14 protein-coding genes are annotated in these 18003 nt (G+C 73.5%); 6 read left to right on the forward strand and 8 right to left on the reverse strand.

Translation table 11 applies throughout. The features are described from left to right. Positions 1-121: 121 nt before the first annotated feature. Both ACTWM8_RS29410 and ACTWM8_RS29415 read right to left on the reverse strand, forming a co-directional pair. Positions 122-2737, reverse strand: a complete 2616-nt coding sequence (locus ACTWM8_RS29410) for a NosD domain-containing protein (RefSeq protein ID WP_446211768.1) — start codon at positions 2735-2737, stop codon at positions 122-124. A 107-nt stretch (positions 2738-2844) separates the two neighbouring features. Continuing rightward, entirely contained in the window at positions 2845-3318 is a 474-nt protein-coding gene (locus tag ACTWM8_RS29415) for a hypothetical protein (RefSeq protein ID WP_446211769.1), read from the reverse strand. Between the two features lie 119 nt (positions 3319-3437). Between ACTWM8_RS29415 and ACTWM8_RS29420 the strand changes: the two genes are divergently transcribed. Next, positions 3438-4718 (forward strand): MFS transporter, encoded by a 1281-nt coding sequence (locus tag ACTWM8_RS29420; RefSeq protein WP_446211770.1) that lies wholly within the window; start codon positions 3438-3440, stop codon positions 4716-4718. 212 nt (positions 4719-4930) lie between these two features. Here the strand turns inward: ACTWM8_RS29420 and ACTWM8_RS29425 are convergent, their stop codons facing one another. Next, a complete protein-coding gene (locus ACTWM8_RS29425) occupies positions 4931-6643 on the reverse strand; it encodes a bifunctional metallophosphatase/5'-nucleotidase (protein ID WP_446211771.1) in 1713 nt (570 codons plus the stop codon). Positions 6644-6964: 321 nt separating this feature from the next. On the opposite strand from ACTWM8_RS29425, the gene ACTWM8_RS29430 reads away from it, so the two are divergent. After that, positions 6965-7765, forward strand: coding sequence for an alpha/beta fold hydrolase (locus ACTWM8_RS29430; protein WP_446211772.1), 801 nt, complete (start codon positions 6965-6967; stop codon positions 7763-7765). A 451-nt stretch (positions 7766-8216) separates the two neighbouring features. On the opposite strand, the gene ACTWM8_RS29435 is transcribed toward ACTWM8_RS29430, so the two are convergent. Next, entirely contained in the window at positions 8217-8846 is a 630-nt protein-coding gene (locus ACTWM8_RS29435; RefSeq protein ID WP_446211773.1) for a histone deacetylase, read from the reverse strand. 10 nt (positions 8847-8856) lie between these two features. Beyond that, a complete protein-coding gene (locus ACTWM8_RS29440) occupies positions 8857-9636 on the reverse strand; it encodes a phosphodiesterase (RefSeq protein WP_377605254.1) in 780 nt (259 codons plus the stop codon). A 208-nt stretch (positions 9637-9844) separates the two neighbouring features. Between ACTWM8_RS29440 and ACTWM8_RS29445 the strand changes: the two genes are divergently transcribed. After that, entirely contained in the window at positions 9845-11266 is a 1422-nt protein-coding gene (locus ACTWM8_RS29445; RefSeq protein WP_446211774.1) for a diguanylate cyclase, read from the forward strand. A gap of 127 nt (positions 11267-11393) precedes the next feature. On the opposite strand, the gene ACTWM8_RS29450 is transcribed toward ACTWM8_RS29445, so the two are convergent. Next, on the reverse strand, positions 11394-12455 hold the full coding sequence (locus tag ACTWM8_RS29450; protein WP_377605252.1) for an aspartate-semialdehyde dehydrogenase: 1062 nt from the start codon (positions 12453-12455) through the stop codon (positions 11394-11396). A 5-nt stretch (positions 12456-12460) separates the two neighbouring features. After that, positions 12461-13726: an aspartate kinase gene (locus ACTWM8_RS29455; RefSeq protein ID WP_238452216.1), complete on the reverse strand. Its 1266-nt coding sequence runs from the start codon at positions 13724-13726 to the stop codon at positions 12461-12463. Positions 13727-13975: 249 nt separating this feature from the next. On the opposite strand from ACTWM8_RS29455, the gene ACTWM8_RS29460 reads away from it, so the two are divergent. Continuing rightward, on the forward strand, positions 13976-14761 hold the full coding sequence (locus ACTWM8_RS29460) for a hypothetical protein (protein ID WP_446211775.1): 786 nt from the start codon (positions 13976-13978) through the stop codon (positions 14759-14761). Positions 14762-14846: 85 nt separating this feature from the next. After that, a complete protein-coding gene (locus ACTWM8_RS29465) occupies positions 14847-15377 on the forward strand; it encodes a nitroreductase family protein (protein WP_088959871.1) in 531 nt (176 codons plus the stop codon). A 51-nt stretch (positions 15378-15428) separates the two neighbouring features. Here the strand turns inward: ACTWM8_RS29465 and ACTWM8_RS29470 are convergent, their stop codons facing one another. After that, the gene (locus ACTWM8_RS29470; RefSeq protein WP_446211776.1) at positions 15429-16418 is read right to left on the reverse strand and encodes an ArsR/SmtB family transcription factor; all 990 of its coding nucleotides are present in this window, start codon (positions 16416-16418) and stop codon (positions 15429-15431) included. A gap of 77 nt (positions 16419-16495) precedes the next feature. Here ACTWM8_RS29470 and ACTWM8_RS29475 point away from each other — a divergent pair, with 77 nt between their 5' ends. Further along, complete coding sequence (locus ACTWM8_RS29475; RefSeq protein ID WP_446211777.1) at positions 16496-17776, forward strand: MFS transporter; 1281 nt, start codon at positions 16496-16498, stop codon at positions 17774-17776. The last annotated feature ends 227 nt before the right edge of the window (positions 17777-18003 follow it).

The raw sequence follows: 18003 nt of genomic DNA on the forward strand, positions 1-18003 counted from the left end.
GACGACTGCTGATGCGGGTGCCGCCGATCGGGTGACCCGGCACGGCTGGAAGACGCGACCGGCCACCCGCCGCCGCCGCGTCCCGGTCGTGGGACGCGGCGGCTGCCGAGCGGTGTGCCGGTCAGGCCGGGGCGATGAAGTACCCGGACTGGTCGACGATCGCGTGGGTGTAGCCGCTGCTGTTGTTGAACGCCGCGACCTGGCCGTTGGCGCCGACCTTGACCACGGCCAGGTTCGAGGCCGTCTCGCCGGCGACGAAGTTGACGTTCGACGCCGTCGGCGCCGCCTCGTCCGCCGGGTACGCGGTCAGCACGCCCGCGGCCGTCGGGGCGGTGACGGTCAGGTTCAGCACCGCGGCGGTCGGCCGGGGGCACTCGCCGGAACAGCCCGTCTCGCCCTTCACCGCGAACGGTGCCTTCTGGTACCTACTGAGCTGGCCGGCGACCACCTTCATCCAGCCCGAGTCGTCCCGGGTGTCGGCGATCCGGGTCGGCCCGTACGGCACGTAGACCTGGTTGGCCCCCGAAGCGGCCGAGCCGAAGTAGCCGGCCAGGTCGGCGACCACGTGGGTGGTGCCGGAGCTGGCGTTGCGGATCATCACCTTGCCGGCGACCACCGGCACGATCACCAGGTTCGGGATCGTCTGCCCGGCCACGAAGTTGAGGTTCGAAGCCACCGGCACCGGCGAGCCGTCCGGGTAGACCTTCAGCACGCCCGCCGCGGTCGGCTTGGTGACCGTCACGTTCAGGATCGCCGCCGTCGCGTCGGCCGGAAGCCGGCCGGCGAAGTCCAGCTGCCGGTCGGCGTTCCCGGCCAGCGGCGTCGACGTCCGGGTGTCCAGCACCCGCACCGGGCTGAGCGGCTTGAAGCCGGAGCCCTGCCGGCCGTAGAAGCCCTGGAGGTCGGCGACCAGGTGCACGGTGCCGCTGCTGCTGTTGCGGAAGCGGATGCCGTCGCCCATCGGCACGGTGACCAGGTTCGGCACGGTCTCGTTGGCGACGAAGTTGACGTTCGACGAGCTTGGCGGCCAACTGTTGTCCCGGTTCGGGTACACGGTGATGAAGCCCGACGCCGTCGGCTTGGTGACCGTCACGTTGAGGACCAGCGCGGTGATGTCCCGGGCCGGCACGCCGGCGACGCTCGGGACCGGCAGGACGACCTCGCCCTTCGGCGGCACGGCGGTGGTGGTGGCGGTGCCGATCGCCGCCCGGGTGTCCAGCAGCCGGGTCGGCGCCACCGGCGTGTAGGGCGCACCGACCGTCGTGCAGTGGTAGTAGCTGTACTCCGGCGTGATCCGGAAGTCGGTGAAGCTGGTCCTGGTGAGGACACAGCTACGGCCACCGCGGCGGAAGGAGTGGTCGCGGGTCCGGTCGGTGGTCACCCGCCAGTAGCGCTCGTCGTCGAACTTGTACGCGATGGAACCGCCCACGCCGTCCGTCGTCCAGGCGTACTGCGGGGCGGCGATCGCCGTCACCGCGAACGGGTCGTCGCCGCGCTTGCGCTGGATGCCGACCTGGCCGCCGTTCACGCCGCCCTGGACCTCGAAGGCACCCCGGTCGTGGTACCCGATGCCGGTGCCGGTGTTGGGCACGGCCGGGTTGTCGCTGTGCGGGTTGCCGAGCATGTCGGTGGGGGTGAGCCCCTTGGCGGAGGCGTTCGCCGAGTCGACCGCGGGCGACGTCGCGCCGATCGGGCGGTAGTACCGCAAGAAGCCCATGAGGGATCCGATGATCGGGTCAGCGGCGATGTCGTGCTGCCCCTGACCGCTGGCGGCGCGGAAGGACGGCAGGTCGAAGTAGTCGGTTCCGCCCCATGAATAGAGGGCCCCGCCGGTGATCGGGTCGATCAGGTTGTAGTCAGCGATCGCTCCGTCGGCCGACTCCGGCGACACCGTGATCGCGGTGGCCGGTCCCGGAGCGGCACAGGCCGCACGGAACGGGTGGGTACGCACGATGTTGTTCTGGATCTGCACCCCGGGTGCGGTCCCGGCCACCGCGATCCCCTGCGTGCAGTTGGTCATCACCGTGTTGTTGGTGATCGCGGTGTCGGGGGCGTCGGTCACCAGCACGCCGCTGTTGAAGAGCTGGTTATGGACGACCACCGTGCCGGTGACGCCGGGGTCGACCCGTAGGGAGGGGCTCTGGGCAGGCGAGTTGCTGAGGTAGTTCCGACTGACGGTGACATCCCGGGAGGCCCCGGTGACGTGCAGCGTGCTTGTGGTGCGCGACGAGGACGCCCCGAGACCGTCGAGGGTGACCCGGGTGGACCCGTCGATCACGAGTGGCGTCCGTTCCGGCGTGCTCACCACGTAGAACCCCTGCACCACCACGTCGTGCACGCCGGAGAGGGTGATGACGGCGCCGATGACGTTGGTGGCGTCGACGTTGCCGATCCTGACCCGGCCGCCGTCCGGTCCGTTAACGGCCCGGAAGGTGACCGGCGCGTCGGCCGTGCCGGAGCGGGCGACGCTGAGCGCCTCCGGGTAGTCGCCCGGCTGCACCAGCACCGTCTGGCCGGGCTGCACCACGGCCGCCGCGGCGGAGATGGTGCAGAACGGCCTGTCGATGCTGCCGTCCCCGCCGGTCACGCAGTCCTTGTTGCTCACGTACAGCTCGTCGGCCACCGCCTGGGTGACCGGCGCCGGCGCGGCGACCGCCGCGGGCGCCGCCGGACCCACCAGGCCCGCGCCGCCGACCAGTGGTACGACCGCGAGCCGCATCCACGCACGTCTGTTCATCAACCGCCCCCGTGACAAGTCGATCATGTTGTGCGCGGAGCGTACCGTGACGCCGACCGATGTGAGCAGCGCCGATCGGTCAATGCCCCCGACCGTTCGTCCCGTCGTCAGTCCTGTCGTTCGGTGCGTTCGATCTCGGTGAACGCCGCCCCCAGGTAGCCCTCGACCGGCCGCCCGGTCACCGCGAGCAGGTCGGCGACGAGCAGCGGGGCGTGCCGGGCGATCGCCGCCGGATCGGGCGCGGAGTCGTCCTCGCCCGGGTCGTACACCCCGAGCGCGGAGGCCAGCAGGACCAGCACCACATGCGGGTCGACCTCGGGCCGCCACGGGGCCGCCGCCCGGACACAGTGCTCCAGCACCTGCCGGACGTCGTCGCCGTCCAGCCCGTCCGGGTGGGTCTCCTCCAGCAGCAGCCGCACCACCGCGCCGAGGACCAGGCCGGAGCGCTCGGCCCCGCCGAGCCGCCCGGTCGCCGCCTCGTACGCCGCACCGTCGCGGGCCTTCGCGGCCTCGACGGCGTCGGTGGCGGCGACGGCGATCTCGCGGGCCGATGCGGGCAGGTGTCGCCAGGTCACGCTCACCGGGCCAGCATGGCAGAGCCGACCGACACCGCCCGTGGACGTGCGCTTGATCACGTGGCAGGCGCGAGCGGCGGCAAAATGCGTCGCGACCTGTCAGACCCGGTGGAAAGAATCGCGGCATGCTGCGCCGATCCCTCCCCCGCCGTCCGGAAGCCCGACGCATCCTGCTCGGCACCCTGCTGTCGGCGATCGGTCGCGGCCTCACCCTGCCATTCCTGTTCATCTACCTGACCGACGTGCGCGGGCTCTCCGATCCGCGCGCTGGCCTGGTCATCGGCTGGTACGGCGCGGTCACCCTGGCGCTCTCCCCGCTGGGCGGGACGCTGATCGACCGGTTCGGCGCCCGCCGGGTGGTGCTGCCGTCCCTGCTGATCGAGGCGGTCGGCACCGGGTCGCTCGCGCTGGTCGACTCGACCGCCTCCGCGTTCGGGGTGGCCACGGTGATCGCGATCGGCAGCTCCGCGATCTGGTCGGGGCAGAACACCATCCTCGCCTCGCTCACCGCCGACGACGAGCGGCAGCGGGTGTACGGGCTGAACTTCGCCCTGCTCAACCTCGGCATCGGCGTGGGCGGCCTGACCTCCGGCGCCATCGTCGACGTCGCCCGACCGGCGACGTTCCAGGCGATCTACCTGCTCGACGCGCTCAGCTACCTGACGCCGGCGGTCATCCTGCTGACCCTGCCGCACGTCGGGCACCGGCTCGCCGCCAGCGCGGCGGGCGCGAAGACGGGCGGCGGGGGTTACCTCACCGTGCTGCGGGACCGCCCGTTCCGCCGCCTGGTGATCTTCGGCTTGGTGCTCACCACCTGCGGGTACGCCCAGATCGAGGTCGGTTTCACCGCGTACGCCATCCGGGTGGCCGAGGTGACGCCGCGCGTCGTCGCCTGGGCGCTGGCCGGCAACACCCTGATGATCGTGCTCTCCCAGCTGCTGGTGATCAGGCGGATGGAGGGGCGCAGCCGCACCGGGGCGCTCGCGGTGGTCGGCGCGGTCTTCGCGACCGCCTGGCTCACCCTCGGCGCGGCCGGGCTGATCGGCGCCGGCAACGCCCTGATGGCGACACTCGGCGTGGTGGCCTGCGCGGCGATCTTCGGGTTCGGCGAGACCATGCTGTCGCCGGTGATGCCGGCGCTGACCAACGCGCTGGCAACCGACGAGCTGCGCGGCCGGTACAACGCGATGAGCTCGATGATCTTCGGGATCAGCGGGGTGATCGGTCCGGTCACCGCCGGCCCGCTGATCGGCGCCGCCGACGGCAAGGTCTGGGTCGCCGTCGTGGTGGGTGGCTGCCTGGCCGCCTCGCTGATCGCCCTCTCCCTGCGCCCCCTGCTCACCGCCATCCAGGACGGCCGGCCCGCCCCCACCACCGACCGCACCCCCGAACCCACCCCCGCCTGACCACTCCCACTCCCACCCCGCCACGCGCCCACCCCGCAAGATCCACGCACTTTCACGGAAAGAGTGGCTATGGCGCGTTCCATAGGCCCGCTTTCCGTGAAAGTGCGTGCGCGGCGGGGCGGGGCGCGGCGCGGCGCGGAGACCGGGGGCGGAGACGGGGACGGGCCCCGGAGCGGCTGCTCCGGGGCCCGTTCGTGGGCGGGGTCCTGCCGTCAGGCGGCGGGGACCTCGGCGGTGGTGCGGATGCGGTCCAGGGCCGGCGCGCTGACCGGCGAGGACGCGGTCAGGTACGCCACGAAGGCATCCAGGTCGATCATGCCGGTGACCTGGTTGGTGCCGCTCTTGAGCGCGGTGAACCCGTCACCGCCACCGGCCAGGAAGTTGTTCACCGTGACCCGGTAGGTGCCGGCGTCGGTGACCGTCACGCCGCCGAGGGTGAGGCTGCCCCGGACGACCCGGGTACCGGCGCACGGGTCGGCGGTGGTGCCGGTGGTGCCGTTCACGTCGACCGTGTATCGGACCGTCGAGGACGGGTAGAGCGTCCGGCCGACGACGAACTGCTGCTCCAGCACGCAGTAGAGCTGCGCGCCGGTGAGGTCGAGCGTGACCAGGTTGTTGGCGAACGGCTGGACCGTGAACGCCTCCTCGTAGGTGACCTGGCCGGCGTCGAGGTCGGCGCGGACACCACCGGGGTTCATGAACGCGCCCAGCGCGCCCTGCTCGTTGTCGGTCGCCGCGAACTGCGCGTCGGCGATCACGTTGCCGAGCGGGGACTCGCCCTTGGCCGTACCGAACAGGGTCTCCTGCACGCGGTTGAGCGGCTCGGCGGTCTCGCCGACGACCTTGGTGGCGACCGGGCCGAGCGCCGTCTTGTAGCGGGTGATCAGCTCGGTCTGCGCCGCGTCCTTGGTGACGTCCCGGGTGACCACGACGTTGTTGGCCTTGGCGGTCAGCACGTCGCCGGTCTTCCGGTCGATCTGCAGGTCGATGTCGGTGACCAGGCGACCGAACGAGCTGGCGCTGGTGACCAGCTTGCCGTTGATCTCGCAGTTGTACGCCTGGTGGGTGTGCCCGCTGACCACCACGTCGATCGACGGGTCCATCCGGTTGGCGATGTCGACGATCGGGCCGGTGAAGCCCTTGCAGTCGTTGATGCCGCCGGTGGCGTCCTGCTGACCGCCCTCGTGCAGCAGCACGACGATGGTCTGCACGCCCTGGGAGCGCAGGATGCGGGCGTACTTGTTGGCGGTCTCCGCCTCGTCGCTGAAGGTGAGGCCGGCGACGCCCTCCTGGGAGACGATCTGCGGGGTGCCCTCCAGGGTCATCCCGATGAAGCCGACCTTGACACCGTCGACCTTCTTGACCGCGTACGGCGGCAGCAGCGGCTGGCCGGTCGCGGTCTTGAACGCGTTGGCGGAGAGGTACTGGAAGCCGGCGCCCTTGTACGGGGTGCCGTCCGCGCAGCCGTCGACCGGGTGGCAGCCGCCGTTCTGGATGCGCAGCAGCTCGTTGGCGCCCTCGTCGAACTCGTGGTTGCCGACGCTGGCGAAGTCCAGCCCGGCCATGGTGAGCGACTCGATGGTCGGCTCGTCGTGGAACGCGGCGGAGAGCAGCGGGGAGGCGCCGATCAGGTCACCGGCGGCGACCGTGATGGTGCGCTCCTGCTCCTCCTCGGTGGCGCCGCGCAGGGCGGCGAGCTGGGTGGCGAGGTATTCGGCGCCACCCGCGAGCTGGCCGGCGATGGTGCCGCTGGAGCCGGTCGGCGGTTCGAGGTTGCCGTGGAAGTCGTTGAGGGCGAGCAGCTTGACGTCGACCGGCTTGGGGCCGGCCTCGGCCTGGCTCGGATTGACGGCGACCGTGCTCAGCGCGGCCGCGGCGAGTGCGGTCAGGCCGATGGCGGCCCGACGCATCCCGGGGACGGACATGGAACTCCTCGTGAGGTTCGGCGTTGGACGCGGCACGAGCGATGGTTCGCCCGGCCACCCTGATCCGTGCCGTGACAGGGGGCGATCGCGGATGGCGGCGGTCGGGGGTCGCCGCTCCGTCAGGAGACAGCCTCTCATCTCCGCCCCCGCCGGTCGACTGGGGAAGTCGAACAGACCTGCGGATACGTGAGGTGACCCGGCCTGGACGTTCGGACCATTCCGACATGACGGGTAGGTGACAGCAGTCCGGCGGTCGGCGTCGGATTCGCGTCGGTGGCACCGACCAGGATGGGGAGACGACGACGAGGAGAGGATTCACGGATGACCGACGCGACCCTGGTGGTGGGCACGGTGCGCTCCGCCGACGGCACGACCATCGCGTACGAGCGCAGCGGCGACGGGCCGGCGATCGTGCTGGTGGGCGGCGCGTTCAACGACCGGACCACCACCCGCGCGGTGGCCGCCGCGCTGGCCGGGGACTTCACCGTGTTCGGGTACGACCGGCGCGGCCGGGGCGACAGTGGCGACACCGCCCCGTACGCGGTGCAGCGGGAGATCGAGGACCTGGCGGCGCTGATCGGGGCGGCCGGTGGCGGCACGGCGTACCTCTACGGGATCTCGTCCGGCGCGATCCTCGCCGCCCTGGCGGCCGCCGCCGGGCTCCCGGTCGCGGGGCTGGCCCTCTTCGAGCCGCCGTTCCGGGTCGGGCCGCACGACGGGTCGGGCGCGGCGCTGGCGCCCCGGCTGGCCGAGCTGGTTACGGCGGGCCGGCGGGGCGACGCGGTCGAGTGCTTCCTGCGCGACGCGGTGGGCCTCCCCGACGAGCAGGTACGCGGCATGCGTGACCAGCCGATGTGGCCCTGGCTGGAGATGATGGCCCCGTCCCTGGTCCACGACGCCACCGTCAGCGGGGACGGCAGTCTTCCCGCCGACCGGCTCGCCACCATCACCGCGCCGACGGTGGTGCTGGACAGCACGGGCAGCCCGCAGTGGCTGCGCGACGCGACGGGCGCGACCGCCGAGGCGGTGCCCGGTGGCCGGCGGGTGAGCCTGGAGGGCGGTTTCCACGAGGTGCCCGCCGACCGGCTCGCCGCCGAGCTGCGCCGCCTCCTGCTCGGCTGACCGGCCACAACGACGGCCACCGGCCGGGTGATCGCCGCAGACGTGGTCGACCGCCCCGGGCAGGGGCGGCGGCTCCCGGTGCGGAGGAGCCGGCGCCCGCTGCCCGGGGCGGTCGGATGGCGTGCCGGATCCCGCCCCTTTTCGGGATGCCGGCAGCCGGGCCCGCGTGCGGGTCGGTGGCCCGCCCGGTGGTTGATCAGCAGTCGGGCCGACCTCAGGGGGTCGGCCACGGAGTGGGCCGAGGCTATCGATGGGGTGGGGAAATTGTGGACCGTGAAACCTCTGCGGCGGCAAACAGATCTGCGAGTCCGGTGGGTCGAGACTGGACGGTGATCTGGGCCGACGCGATCGTCGGCCCCGGAGCAGCCCTTCCGCTGACGCCCGCCCGCCGACCGGCCGGCGACACGGCCCGATCGGCGCGCCGTCCGCCGGCTGCCCGACGGCGATCAGGTCATCGTGCCGGCGCGGCCGCCACCAGGTCGGTCAGGTCGGCGCGGGTCCAGTGCCCGGTCACGCCGGGGCGGTCGGCCAGGTAGGCGACGGTTTGCGCGACCGACCAGCCGTGCGCCGCCCGCAGCCCGGCCGCGATCATCCCCAGGTAGACCGGCGCCGGCGCGGTCCACGCCACCTCGCCCGCCCGCCAGGGCGCGGTGAAGGTCAGCATCGGCACCCCGTCGCGCACGCCGACCCGCAGCAGCGTCTCGTACCGGCCAGGGCCGAGGGTGGCCCGCCCCGCCTCGACAGCCACGGCGATCAGGTCGAGGTCGGCGCCGGGCGGGCGGTACATCTCCTGCGCGGCGATGTCGGCGAACTGCCCGGCGGTGAGCAGGTAGCCGCGCGCCGCCGCCGTGCCCGGCAGCTCGGGGTCGTAGAACGCCATTCCGCCCGTCCAGGCCCGGGACTCCCCGGCGAAGTAGACGCCGCCGGGGACCAGCACCGCCTCCGTCCGGCGCGGTGGCCGGCAGTCCCGACACCCGGGGTACGACCGCAGGCCGCCGGGTGGCCGGCCGCCGGAGAGGTACCAGCGGAGTCGCCCCGGGTCCATGTTCGACCCGTACGCGACGTACCAGAGGAGCTGCACCCGGCGAAGATCAGTAGCCGCAGGTCTGGCCGGCGGCGTGGCTGACCTGCACGGTGTGGGTGACGCAGCCGCCGTCGTCCACCGCGTGCAGCAGGAAGGCGGTCGGCTCGTCGACCCAGCCGATCTCGTCGTCGGCGCTCATGGTCAGCGACGCCTGCCGCCAGGTGCTCGGCGCGACGGTCAGCACGGTGCCGGCGTACGCGGTGGTCACCGGGCGGTGCAGGTGACCGGCGGCGACGCGTACCACGTGGGGGTGTCGGCGGACGACCTCGGCGAGCGCGTCACCGTCGGCGAGCCGGACGGCGTCGGCGGCCGGGACGCCGACGGCGACCGGCGGGTGGTGCAGGCAGACCAGGGCGGGTACGTCCGGGCGGCCGGCCAGCACCCCGTCGAGCCAGCCGAGCTGGTCCTCGCCGAGCCGGCCGCCGCCCTCCCCCGGGGTCAGCGAGTCCAGCACCACGACGGTCACGTCCGGATGATCGACGTGGTAGTACGCGGAGAAGCCACCACCCAGGTACGGGGTGCCGCCGAAGGCGTCCAGCAGTGACTCCCGGTCGTCGTGGTTGCCGGCGACCAGGTGCACCGGCAGCGGGTACCGCCCCATCACCTCGCGCAGCGTCGCGTACTCGTCGGGGCGACCCTGGTCCACCAGGTCGCCGGTGATCACCACGCAGTCCGGGCGGGGGCGCAGCGCCAGCACCCGGCCGAGCGCGCGGTGCAGACCGGCGGCAGGCACGGCGCCGAGGACGCCGGTGGTCAGGTGCGGGTCACTCAGCTGGGCGATGAGCATGGCTCCTCCACTGCGACCGGGACCTTCACGCTAACCCGGCGAGCCGTCGCGGGCGGGCCCGTCGCCCAGCCCACAGGCCGTGTCCACAGCCTGTGGATGGCACATGTGTACGAACGGCAGATGATCTTTCGCGTGGCGGACCGCCAGCGGCTGAGTACGCTTGATCGCAGCCCCGGCACCGGCCGGGCCCGCCCCCACCTGGAAGAACGTGGATCACGAGCGAGTCGTCCGCGACGTCACGGTCCGCCTGCCGATGGCGTCGACCGCCGTCGAGGCGTGCCAGTGGGTCGTGACCGCGCTCGCCCGGTACGCCCCCGCGACGATCTCCGTGCTGCTCCAGGTCCACGACCGGCTGCGCTGCGTCGCCGCCACCGGATCATGGCAGGTCTTCTCCACCGTGCCGCCGAAGTCCGGCATCGTCGGCCGGGTCTACGCCTCCGGCGTGGGGGCCACGGTGCCCGACGTCACCGCCGACCCGGACTACCTCCCGCTGCGCCCGGACGTCACCGCCGAGATCTGCGTACCGGTGCTCGACCCGGCGGGCCGCCCGATCGGGGTGCTCGACCTCCAGTGGAGCGGGCCGGCCGAGCTGGGGCGGTGGCGGCAGACCGCGGAACGGCTGGCCGGCCGGCTGGGCGCGCGGATCGTGGCCCTCGGCGGGCCGCCGGCCGAGAGCCGCAGCGAGAAGCTGCTGCGCCACGCCACCGCGTTCACCGCCGCCCCGACCGGCCGGGACCTGATGGCCGCGGCCCTCACCGCGGCCCGGGACGTCTCCACCCTCTCCTGCGCCGTGCTGGTGCTCGCCGGCCGGGGCGGCCCCCGCCTCGTCGACCCCACCGGTGCGCCCGGCGAGTTGGAGTCGCGCATCCGGGCCGAGCTGACCGAGGCCGGCGCCGGGCCGCTCAGCCGGATCGTGACCCGAACCCATCGGCACGGCACCGCGTACACGCTGGGCGAGGCGGGTCATCCGCCCACGGACGAGTACGCGCCGCTGGCCCGGGCCGGAGTACGCACCCTGGTGTCGGTGCCGGTCGGCCAGCCCGACGCGGGCGGGGTGCTGCTGGTCGCCGACGAGCGGCTGCTGCGGCCCGACCCGACCACGGTGAACCTGATCGAGCTGCTGGCCGGGCAGGCCTGGGGTGCGCTGGACCGGCTCCGTACGCTGGCCCGGCTCCGCGAGCAGGCCAGCTCCGACCCGCTCACCGGACTCCGGCACACCGGGCCGTTCGGCCAGCGGATCAGGGCGGCCACGCCGGGGCGTACCGCCCTGCTCGCCATCGACGTGGACGGGTTCAAGACGGTCAACGACACGTACGGCCACCAGGCCGGCGACCGGCTGCTGGTCGGACTGGCCCGGGCGCTGGAGGGCGCGCTGCGCCAGGGCGACGAGCTGTACCGGGTCGGTGGCGACGAGTTCGTCGCGGTGATCGAGGTGAGCCGCCCCGAGGAGGCGGTCCGGATCGCCGAGCGGCTGACCGAGGCGGCCCGACGTACCGGGCGCACCATCAGCGTCGGGGTGGCCCTCCCCCAGGCCGGCGAGTCCCCGGAACTCACCCTCCGCCGCGCCGACCAGGCCCTCTACGCGGTCAAACGCCACGGCCGCGACGGCGTCCGCCTAGCCGCCGCCTGACCAACCCCCGCGACTCCCCGCCGCACTTACAGAGAAAGAGGCCCTATCCAGGCGCGGATAGGGCCTCTTTCTCTGAAACTGGCCGCCCTTGGGCGGGGGGTCCGGTGGGCGGGGTGCCCGGGCGGGGTCAGGGGCGGGTCAGTTCCTTGGCGAGGAGTTCGGCGATCTGGGCGGTGTTCAGGGCGGCGCCCTTGCGGAGGTTGTCGCCGGTGACGAAGAGGTCCAGGGCGCGCGGGTCGTCCAGGGCGCGGCGGATCCGGCCGACCCAGGACGGGTCGGTGCCGACCGCGTCGATCGGCATCGGGAACTCGCCGGCGGCGGGGTCGTCGACCAGGATCACGCCGGGGGCGTTGCGCAGCGCCTCCCGGGCGCCCTCGGCGTCCACCTCGGTGGCGAAGACCGCGTGTACGGCCACCGAGTGGCCGGTCACCACCGGCACCCGTACGCAGGTCGCGGAGACCTTCAGGTCGGGCAGCCCGAGGATCTTGCGCGACTCGTTGCGGATCTTCAACTCCTCGGACGACCACCCGAAGTCGCCGAGCGACCCGGCCCACGGCACCACGTTGAGCGCCAGCGGCGCGGGGAACGGGCCGAGCTCGTCGCCGACCGCCTGCCGCACGTCGCCCGGGCGGGAGCCGAGCACCCGGTCCCCGGCGATCTTGCCGAGCTGGAGGTGCAGCGCGTCCACGCCGGCCTGACCCGCCCCCGACACCGCCTGGTACGAGGCGAGCACCAGCTCGCGCAGGCCGTACTCGCGGTGCAGCGGGGCGATCGCCACGATCATCGCGAGCGTGGTGCAGTTCGCGTTGGCGATGATCCCCTTGGGCCGGTTGCGTACCTGCTCGGGGTTGATCTCCGGGACCACCAGCGGCACGTCCCGGTCCATCCGGTACGCGCCGGAGTTGTCGACCACGACCGCCCCGCGGGCCACCGCGACCGGCGCCCACCGGACGGAGACGTCGTCCGGCACGTCGAACATGGCGACGTCGACGCCGTCGAACGCCTCCGGGGTGAGCGCGCCGACGGTCAACTCCTCGCCCCGGCAGCGCACCTTGCGCCCGACGGAGCGTTCCGAGGCCAGCAGCCGGATCTCGCCCCAGACGTTGCGCCGGGAGGAGAGCAGCTCGCACATCACGGTCCCGACGGCGCCGGTCGCCCCGACGACGGCGAGCGTGGGCTGCGCCGACACGGGCGCTACCGTCCCGTCCCCGCGTAGACCACGGCCTCGGAGTCGCCGCCGAGCTCGAACTGGTCGTGGATGGCCCGGACCGCCTTGTCGAGGTCGGTGTCCCGGCAGACCACGGAGACCCGGATCTCCGACGTGGAGATCATCTCGATGTTGACCCCGGCCGCGCCGAGCGCGGCGAAGAAGCCGGCCGCGACACCGGGGTGCGACCGCATGCCGGCGCCGATCAGCGACACCTTGCCGACGTGGTCGTCGTAGAGCAGGCCGCGGAACTTGACGGCGTCCTGGATCTTGCTGAGCGCAGCCATCGCGGTGGGGCCGTCGGTCTTGGGCAGCGTGAACGAGATGTCCGTGCGACCGGTGCCCTCGGTGGAGACGTTCTGCACGATCATGTCGATGTTGATCTCGGCGCCGGCCACGGTGTCGAAGATCCTGGCGGCGGCACCCGGCTCGTCGGGCACGCCGACAATCGTGATCTTGGCTTCACTGCGGTCGTGGGCGACCCCGGTGATCAGTGCCTGTTCCACGGGAAGGTCCTCCATCGATCCGGTGACCATGGTGCCGGTGTTGGTCGAGTATGACGAACGGACGTGGATCGGCAACCCCGCGCGCCGCGCGTACTCCACGCTGCGCAGGTGCAGCACCTTGGCGCCGCAGGCGGCCAGCTCCAGCATCTCCTCGTAGGTGATCTGCTTGATGTGCCGGGCGTTCGGCACGATCCGCGGGTCGGCGCTGAAGATGCCGTCCACGTCGGTGTAGATCTCGCAGACGTCGGCGCGCAGCGCGGCGGCGAGCGCCACGGCGGTGGTGTCCGAGCCGCCCCGGCCCAGCGTGGTGACGTCCTTGGTGTCCTGCGAGACGCCCTGGAAGCCGGCGACGATCACCACCGCGCCCTCGTCGAGCGCGCCCTTGAGCCGGCCCGGGGTGACGTCGATGATCCGCGCCCGCCCGTGCACCGAGGTGGTGATGACACCGGCCTGCGAGCCGGTGAAGGAGCGGGCCTCGTACCCCAGGTTGTGGATGGCCATCGCGAGCAGCGCCATGGAGATCCGCTCGCCGGCGGTGAGCAGCATGTCCAGCTCACGGCCCGGCGGCAGCGGGCTGACCTGGTTGGCCAGGTCGAGCAGCTCGTCCGTGGTGTCGCCCATCGCGGACACGACCACCACCACGTCGTCGCCGGCCTTGCGGGCGGCGACGATCCGCTCCGCCACCCGCTTGATGCGCTCGGCGTTGGCGACGGAGGACCCGCCGTACTTCTGCACCACGAGTGCCACGACGGTGCACTCCCTCCCAGCGACGACCCTGAGCGTGCCGACGCCGCCGGCCAGATGGTCCGGCGGCGCGTGTCAGACCTGTCCAGGGTATCGGGCGGTACGCGAGGACGGGTCGGGTGATCCCACCATCCGGCGGAAGCGGCCGGTCGACGCCCTGCCCAGGGCGGTTGCGCCGACGCCCGCCGACACGCCGGCCGTCGGCGGCGGCACGGGTCCGTGGGCGGCGGGCGGGCGGCGCAGAATGACCTGGTGCCTGCCCATCTGCGCGCGACGTGCCGGTCCACCGGCGTCCTGGTCCTGCTCCTGCCGGCGCTGCTCACCGCCTGCACCGCCGACCGGCCTGCCCCGCCACCCACCGCCGGGTCCGCCGACCCGGCACCGGCCGAGGTGGACGCGGCCCGGGACGAGTTGGCCGCGTTGGCGGCGGCGGCGCGGGACCGTCACCTGACCGCCCGCTACACGCTGACCGGCACGGACGGGCCGGCCCGCGACGTCACGGTGACCAGCGCGGCGGACGGCACCTGGCGGGTCGACGTCCCGGGGGGCGCGCTCGGCGGCACGGCGGACGTCTCGCTGGCCACCACCGCCGACGGGCTCTTCCAGTGCGGCCTGCCGTCGGCCGGCCGCCCCGAGGCGGCCAGCTGCGTCCGCCTCGGCGACCGGGACGACGTGGTGCCGCGCCGGCTGGACCCCCGGGTCCAGCACCCGTTCACCGACTGGCTGGAGGTGCTCACCGACCGGCGCACGCCGCTCGCGGTCTCCCCCGCCACCGCGCCGGCGGGCGTGACCGGCACCTGCTACGCGGTGGAGACCACCTCCGCCTCGCTCAACCCGCCGCTGGACGTCGGGATCTACTGCTACGAGCCGGACGGGACGCCCACCTACGTCCGGACCGCCCTCGGCACGCTCACCCTGGCCGGGCCACCCGAGCCGGGGCCGGCCACCGCGCCGCTGGCCGGGCCGGTGGTGAACGCCGAGCCGCTGGGCCTGGAGGCACCCGAGCCGAGCGCCAGCACGGGCGCGGGAACGTCCTGACCCGGCGCGGCGTTACGGGTGCGATTGACCACATTTGCCCCCACCCGCCCCTCGGGGCGAATCGCTCATACGGGACGCTCTTCGCATGGTCGACCTCACCCCGCTGCTCGCCTTCCGCTGGAGTCCCCGGGCCTTCGACCCGGCCGCCGAGCTGACCGGGGAGGAGGCGTCCTCGCTGCTGGAGGCCGCCCGCTGGGCCCCCTCCACGGGCAACGCCCAGCCCTGGCGGTTCGCCCTCGGCCACCGCGACGACGAGACCTGGAAGCGGACCCTGGTCAGCCTCCCGGAACCCGACCAGCGCTGGGCCCGGCACGCCGCCGCCCTGGTGGTGGGCGCACACGCCGGCACCGACCCGGAGCGGGCCGCATACGACCTGGGGCAGGCGATGGCCCACCTCACCGTGCAGGCCACCGCGCTCGGCCTGTACGTGCACCAGCTCACCCGCTTCGACCGCGCCGCGCTCTGCGCCGACCTCGACCTGCCGCCCGCCGTACGCCCGCTGGTGGTGGTGGCGGTGGGCCGACTCGGCGACCCGCTCGACCTGCCCGAGGAGCTGCGGCGGCGGGAGACCGCGCTGCGCCGCCGACACCCGGTGCACGCCCTGCTGCTGCGCTGAGCCGTCCGGCGCCACCCGCTGGCCGGTCGAAGGGAGAACCGCCGTCGGGCGTCACTCTCCCCGGCTGGCCCGCAGCAGTACCGCCGCCACGTCGGTTCCCCGGTAGAGCACGTGCCGCCCCTGCCGGACCCGGGAGACCAGCCCGGCGGCGTGCAGCGCGGCCAGGTGCTGGGAGACGTTTCCCGCCGACATCCCGGTCCGCCGGGCCAGGTCGCTGGTGGTGGCCGCGCTGTCGAGCAGCTGGAGCAGCGCCGCCCGGCCCGACCCGATCACCCGGGCCAGCGGGTCGCCGGGCGGTGCCGGGGCGGCCTCCCAGAGGGTGGCCACCGCCCGCACCGGGTACGTTCCGCCGGGCGGCGAGTCCTCCAGCAGGTTCCACAGCACCCGCTGGGGCGTGAAGACCCCCGGGTTCAACGCGATACCGCGACCGCCCAGGTGGAAGTCGAGCCGCCACGGGTCGTCGCTGACCACCCGGTCACCGGCCCAGCGCACGGTGGGGTGCAGCCCGGCGAGGGCCAGCCCGGCACCGCCCCCGGCGAGTTGGCTGCCCCGGTGCGCGATGTCCGCCTCCAGCAGGGCCCGCATCCTCGGCCAGTCCGGGGCGATGGCCACGTCGTGCCAGACCCGCAGCGCGATGACCAGTGCCGGCAACATCGCCTTCGGGTCGGTACGCAGCGCCTGGCCGAACGGACCGAGCGGCCGTTTCGGGGTGGTGGCCAGCAGGTCACGCACCACCACCGCCGGCGGCGTCGCCCGGACCTGCTCGAGGTTCTCCTCGAACTCGACGTCCGGGCCGGACGGGGGTGGCGTGAGGAAGTCGGGCAGCCAGGCGCGCGGGCGGGTCAGCTCCCGCAGGGGGCCCACCGCGACGGCCACCTCCGGGCGTGCGACGAACGTCCGGGCCCGGTCGATCCAGGGCAGGTGCAGGGCGTTGCGGATCGGGTCCCGCAACACCCACAGGCTGGAGACCGTCTCCCACACCGGAGAAACGCCGAACCGCACCCCGGCGACGTCCGCCGTCTCGAACCGCAGCTGCGACATCCTCCACCCCCGTCGAGAATTCGGCTCAGCCTAAAAGGCTCGACCGGTCAGCGGGGGGCACGGTTGGCTCACCGGCCATGGGAACCAGGGACACCATCCACACCGCCGTCCGGCACGTCGTGCCACCCGCCGGCCTGACCCGGGCCCTCGCCGTGCAGGCCATGGTCTACGCGGTCGGGAACGGCCTCTTCCAGGCCGGCAGCGCCGTCTTCTTCACCCGGGCGCTCGGGCTCAGCGCCACCCAGGTCGGGCTCGGCCTGTCCATCGCCGCCGGGGTGTCGCTGCTCGGCACCGTGCCGCTCGGCGGGCTCACCGACCGGTACGGCCCGCAGCGGGTCTGGCTGGCCGGCCTGGTGCTCGACGCGGCGCTCTTCGCGGCGTACCCGCTCGTGGGCGGTTTCGCTGGGTTTCTCGCGGTGGTGGTGACGCTGGCCGCAGTGGACGCCGCCACCGGAGTGGCCCGGCAGGTCTACTCGATCAACGCGCTGCCCCCGGCCGAGCGGGTCACCGCGATGGCGTACCAGCGCTCGTCGCTGAACGTCGGATTCGGCCTCGGGGCGGTGATCAGCGGCGTGGTGCTCGCGGTGGACACGATGGCGGCGTACCGGGGGATGGTCTGGTTCATCGCGGCGGTGTTCCTGGTCACGGCGGTCTTCGTCCGCCGGCTGCCCCGGCTGCCCGAAGTGGCCCGGCCGGCGGAGCCGATGAGCCGGCTGGCCGTGCTCCGGGACCGCCCCTTCATGGCGGTGTCCCTGCTCTCCGGGCTGCTCACCGCGCACCAGACGCTCTACCTGACGGTGATGCCGTTGTGGATCCTGAGCCACACCGACGCTCCGAAGACGGTGATCGCCGGGCTGGTGCTGCTGAACACGATCCTGATCGTGCTGCTCCAGGTACGGGCCAGCCGGGGCGCCGACACCACCTCCGGCGCGGCCCGGGCGTCCCGCCGGGGTGCCCTGCTGATCGCCGGTTTCTGCCTGGTCCTGCCGCTCTCCGGGCTCACCCGCGGCACTCTCACGGTGGTGGTGCTGGTGGCCGCCGCGACGCTGCTCATCGTGGCCGAGTTGATCGAGTCGGCGGGCGCCTGGGGGCTGACCGCCACCCTGCCGCCGGCCGCCCAGCGCGGCGCGTACGTCGGGGCGTTCCGGCTCGGCACGCAGTTGCAGTACCTGATCGCACCGGCCGGGCTGACCGCGCTCGGCGTCGCCACCGGAGGTTGGGGCTGGTACCCGACGGCGGCGCTCTTCGTGATCATCGGGTTGGCCGTGGTACCTGTGGTCGCCTGGGCTGAGCGGACCCCCCGCCTCGGGGAGGCCGCGTCGGAGCCGGCGGTGGGCACTGCGACTCCGGTCTCATAGTCCGGACCTGCCTTCCCACCCCCCGTCTCACCACGTAGGGTGACCCTGTCATGTGGCAGGCGTACCTCCTCCTTGGTCGCCGCGACGAGGCCTGACCGGCCGGCACCTCGTCGCGGAGTCGAACCGCGCCGTCCAGCACATCCGAACTTCCCCTCGGCACCGCCCGGGCACCGTCGCCCGGCACCCGCCGACACCTTCCGATTGCTGACGCCCGACATGACCCACGG

It is taken from the genome of Micromonospora sp. IBSANI012, assembly GCF_052814045.1.

Excerpts from the sequence above, each read along its gene's own strand:
- ACTWM8_RS29410 (WP_446211768.1), bottom strand. The coding sequence starts at position 2,737 with ATGAACAGACGTGCGTGGATGCGGCTCGCGGTCGTACCACTGGTCGGC.
- ACTWM8_RS29420 (WP_446211770.1), top strand. The coding sequence starts at position 3,438 with ATGCTGCGCCGATCCCTCCCCCGCCGTCCGGAAGCCCGACGCATCCTG.
- ACTWM8_RS29425 (WP_446211771.1), bottom strand. The coding sequence starts at position 6,643 with ATGTCCGTCCCCGGGATGCGTCGGGCCGCCATCGGCCTGACCGCACTC.
- ACTWM8_RS29430 (WP_446211772.1), top strand. The coding sequence starts at position 6,965 with ATGACCGACGCGACCCTGGTGGTGGGCACGGTGCGCTCCGCCGACGGC.
- ACTWM8_RS29440 (WP_377605254.1), bottom strand. The coding sequence starts at position 9,636 with ATGCTCATCGCCCAGCTGAGTGACCCGCACCTGACCACCGGCGTCCTC.
- ACTWM8_RS29465 (WP_088959871.1), top strand. The coding sequence starts at position 14,847 with ATGGTCGACCTCACCCCGCTGCTCGCCTTCCGCTGGAGTCCCCGGGCC.
- ACTWM8_RS29470 (WP_446211776.1), bottom strand. The coding sequence starts at position 16,418 with ATGTCGCAGCTGCGGTTCGAGACGGCGGACGTCGCCGGGGTGCGGTTC.
- ACTWM8_RS29475 (WP_446211777.1), top strand. The coding sequence starts at position 16,496 with ATGGGAACCAGGGACACCATCCACACCGCCGTCCGGCACGTCGTGCCA.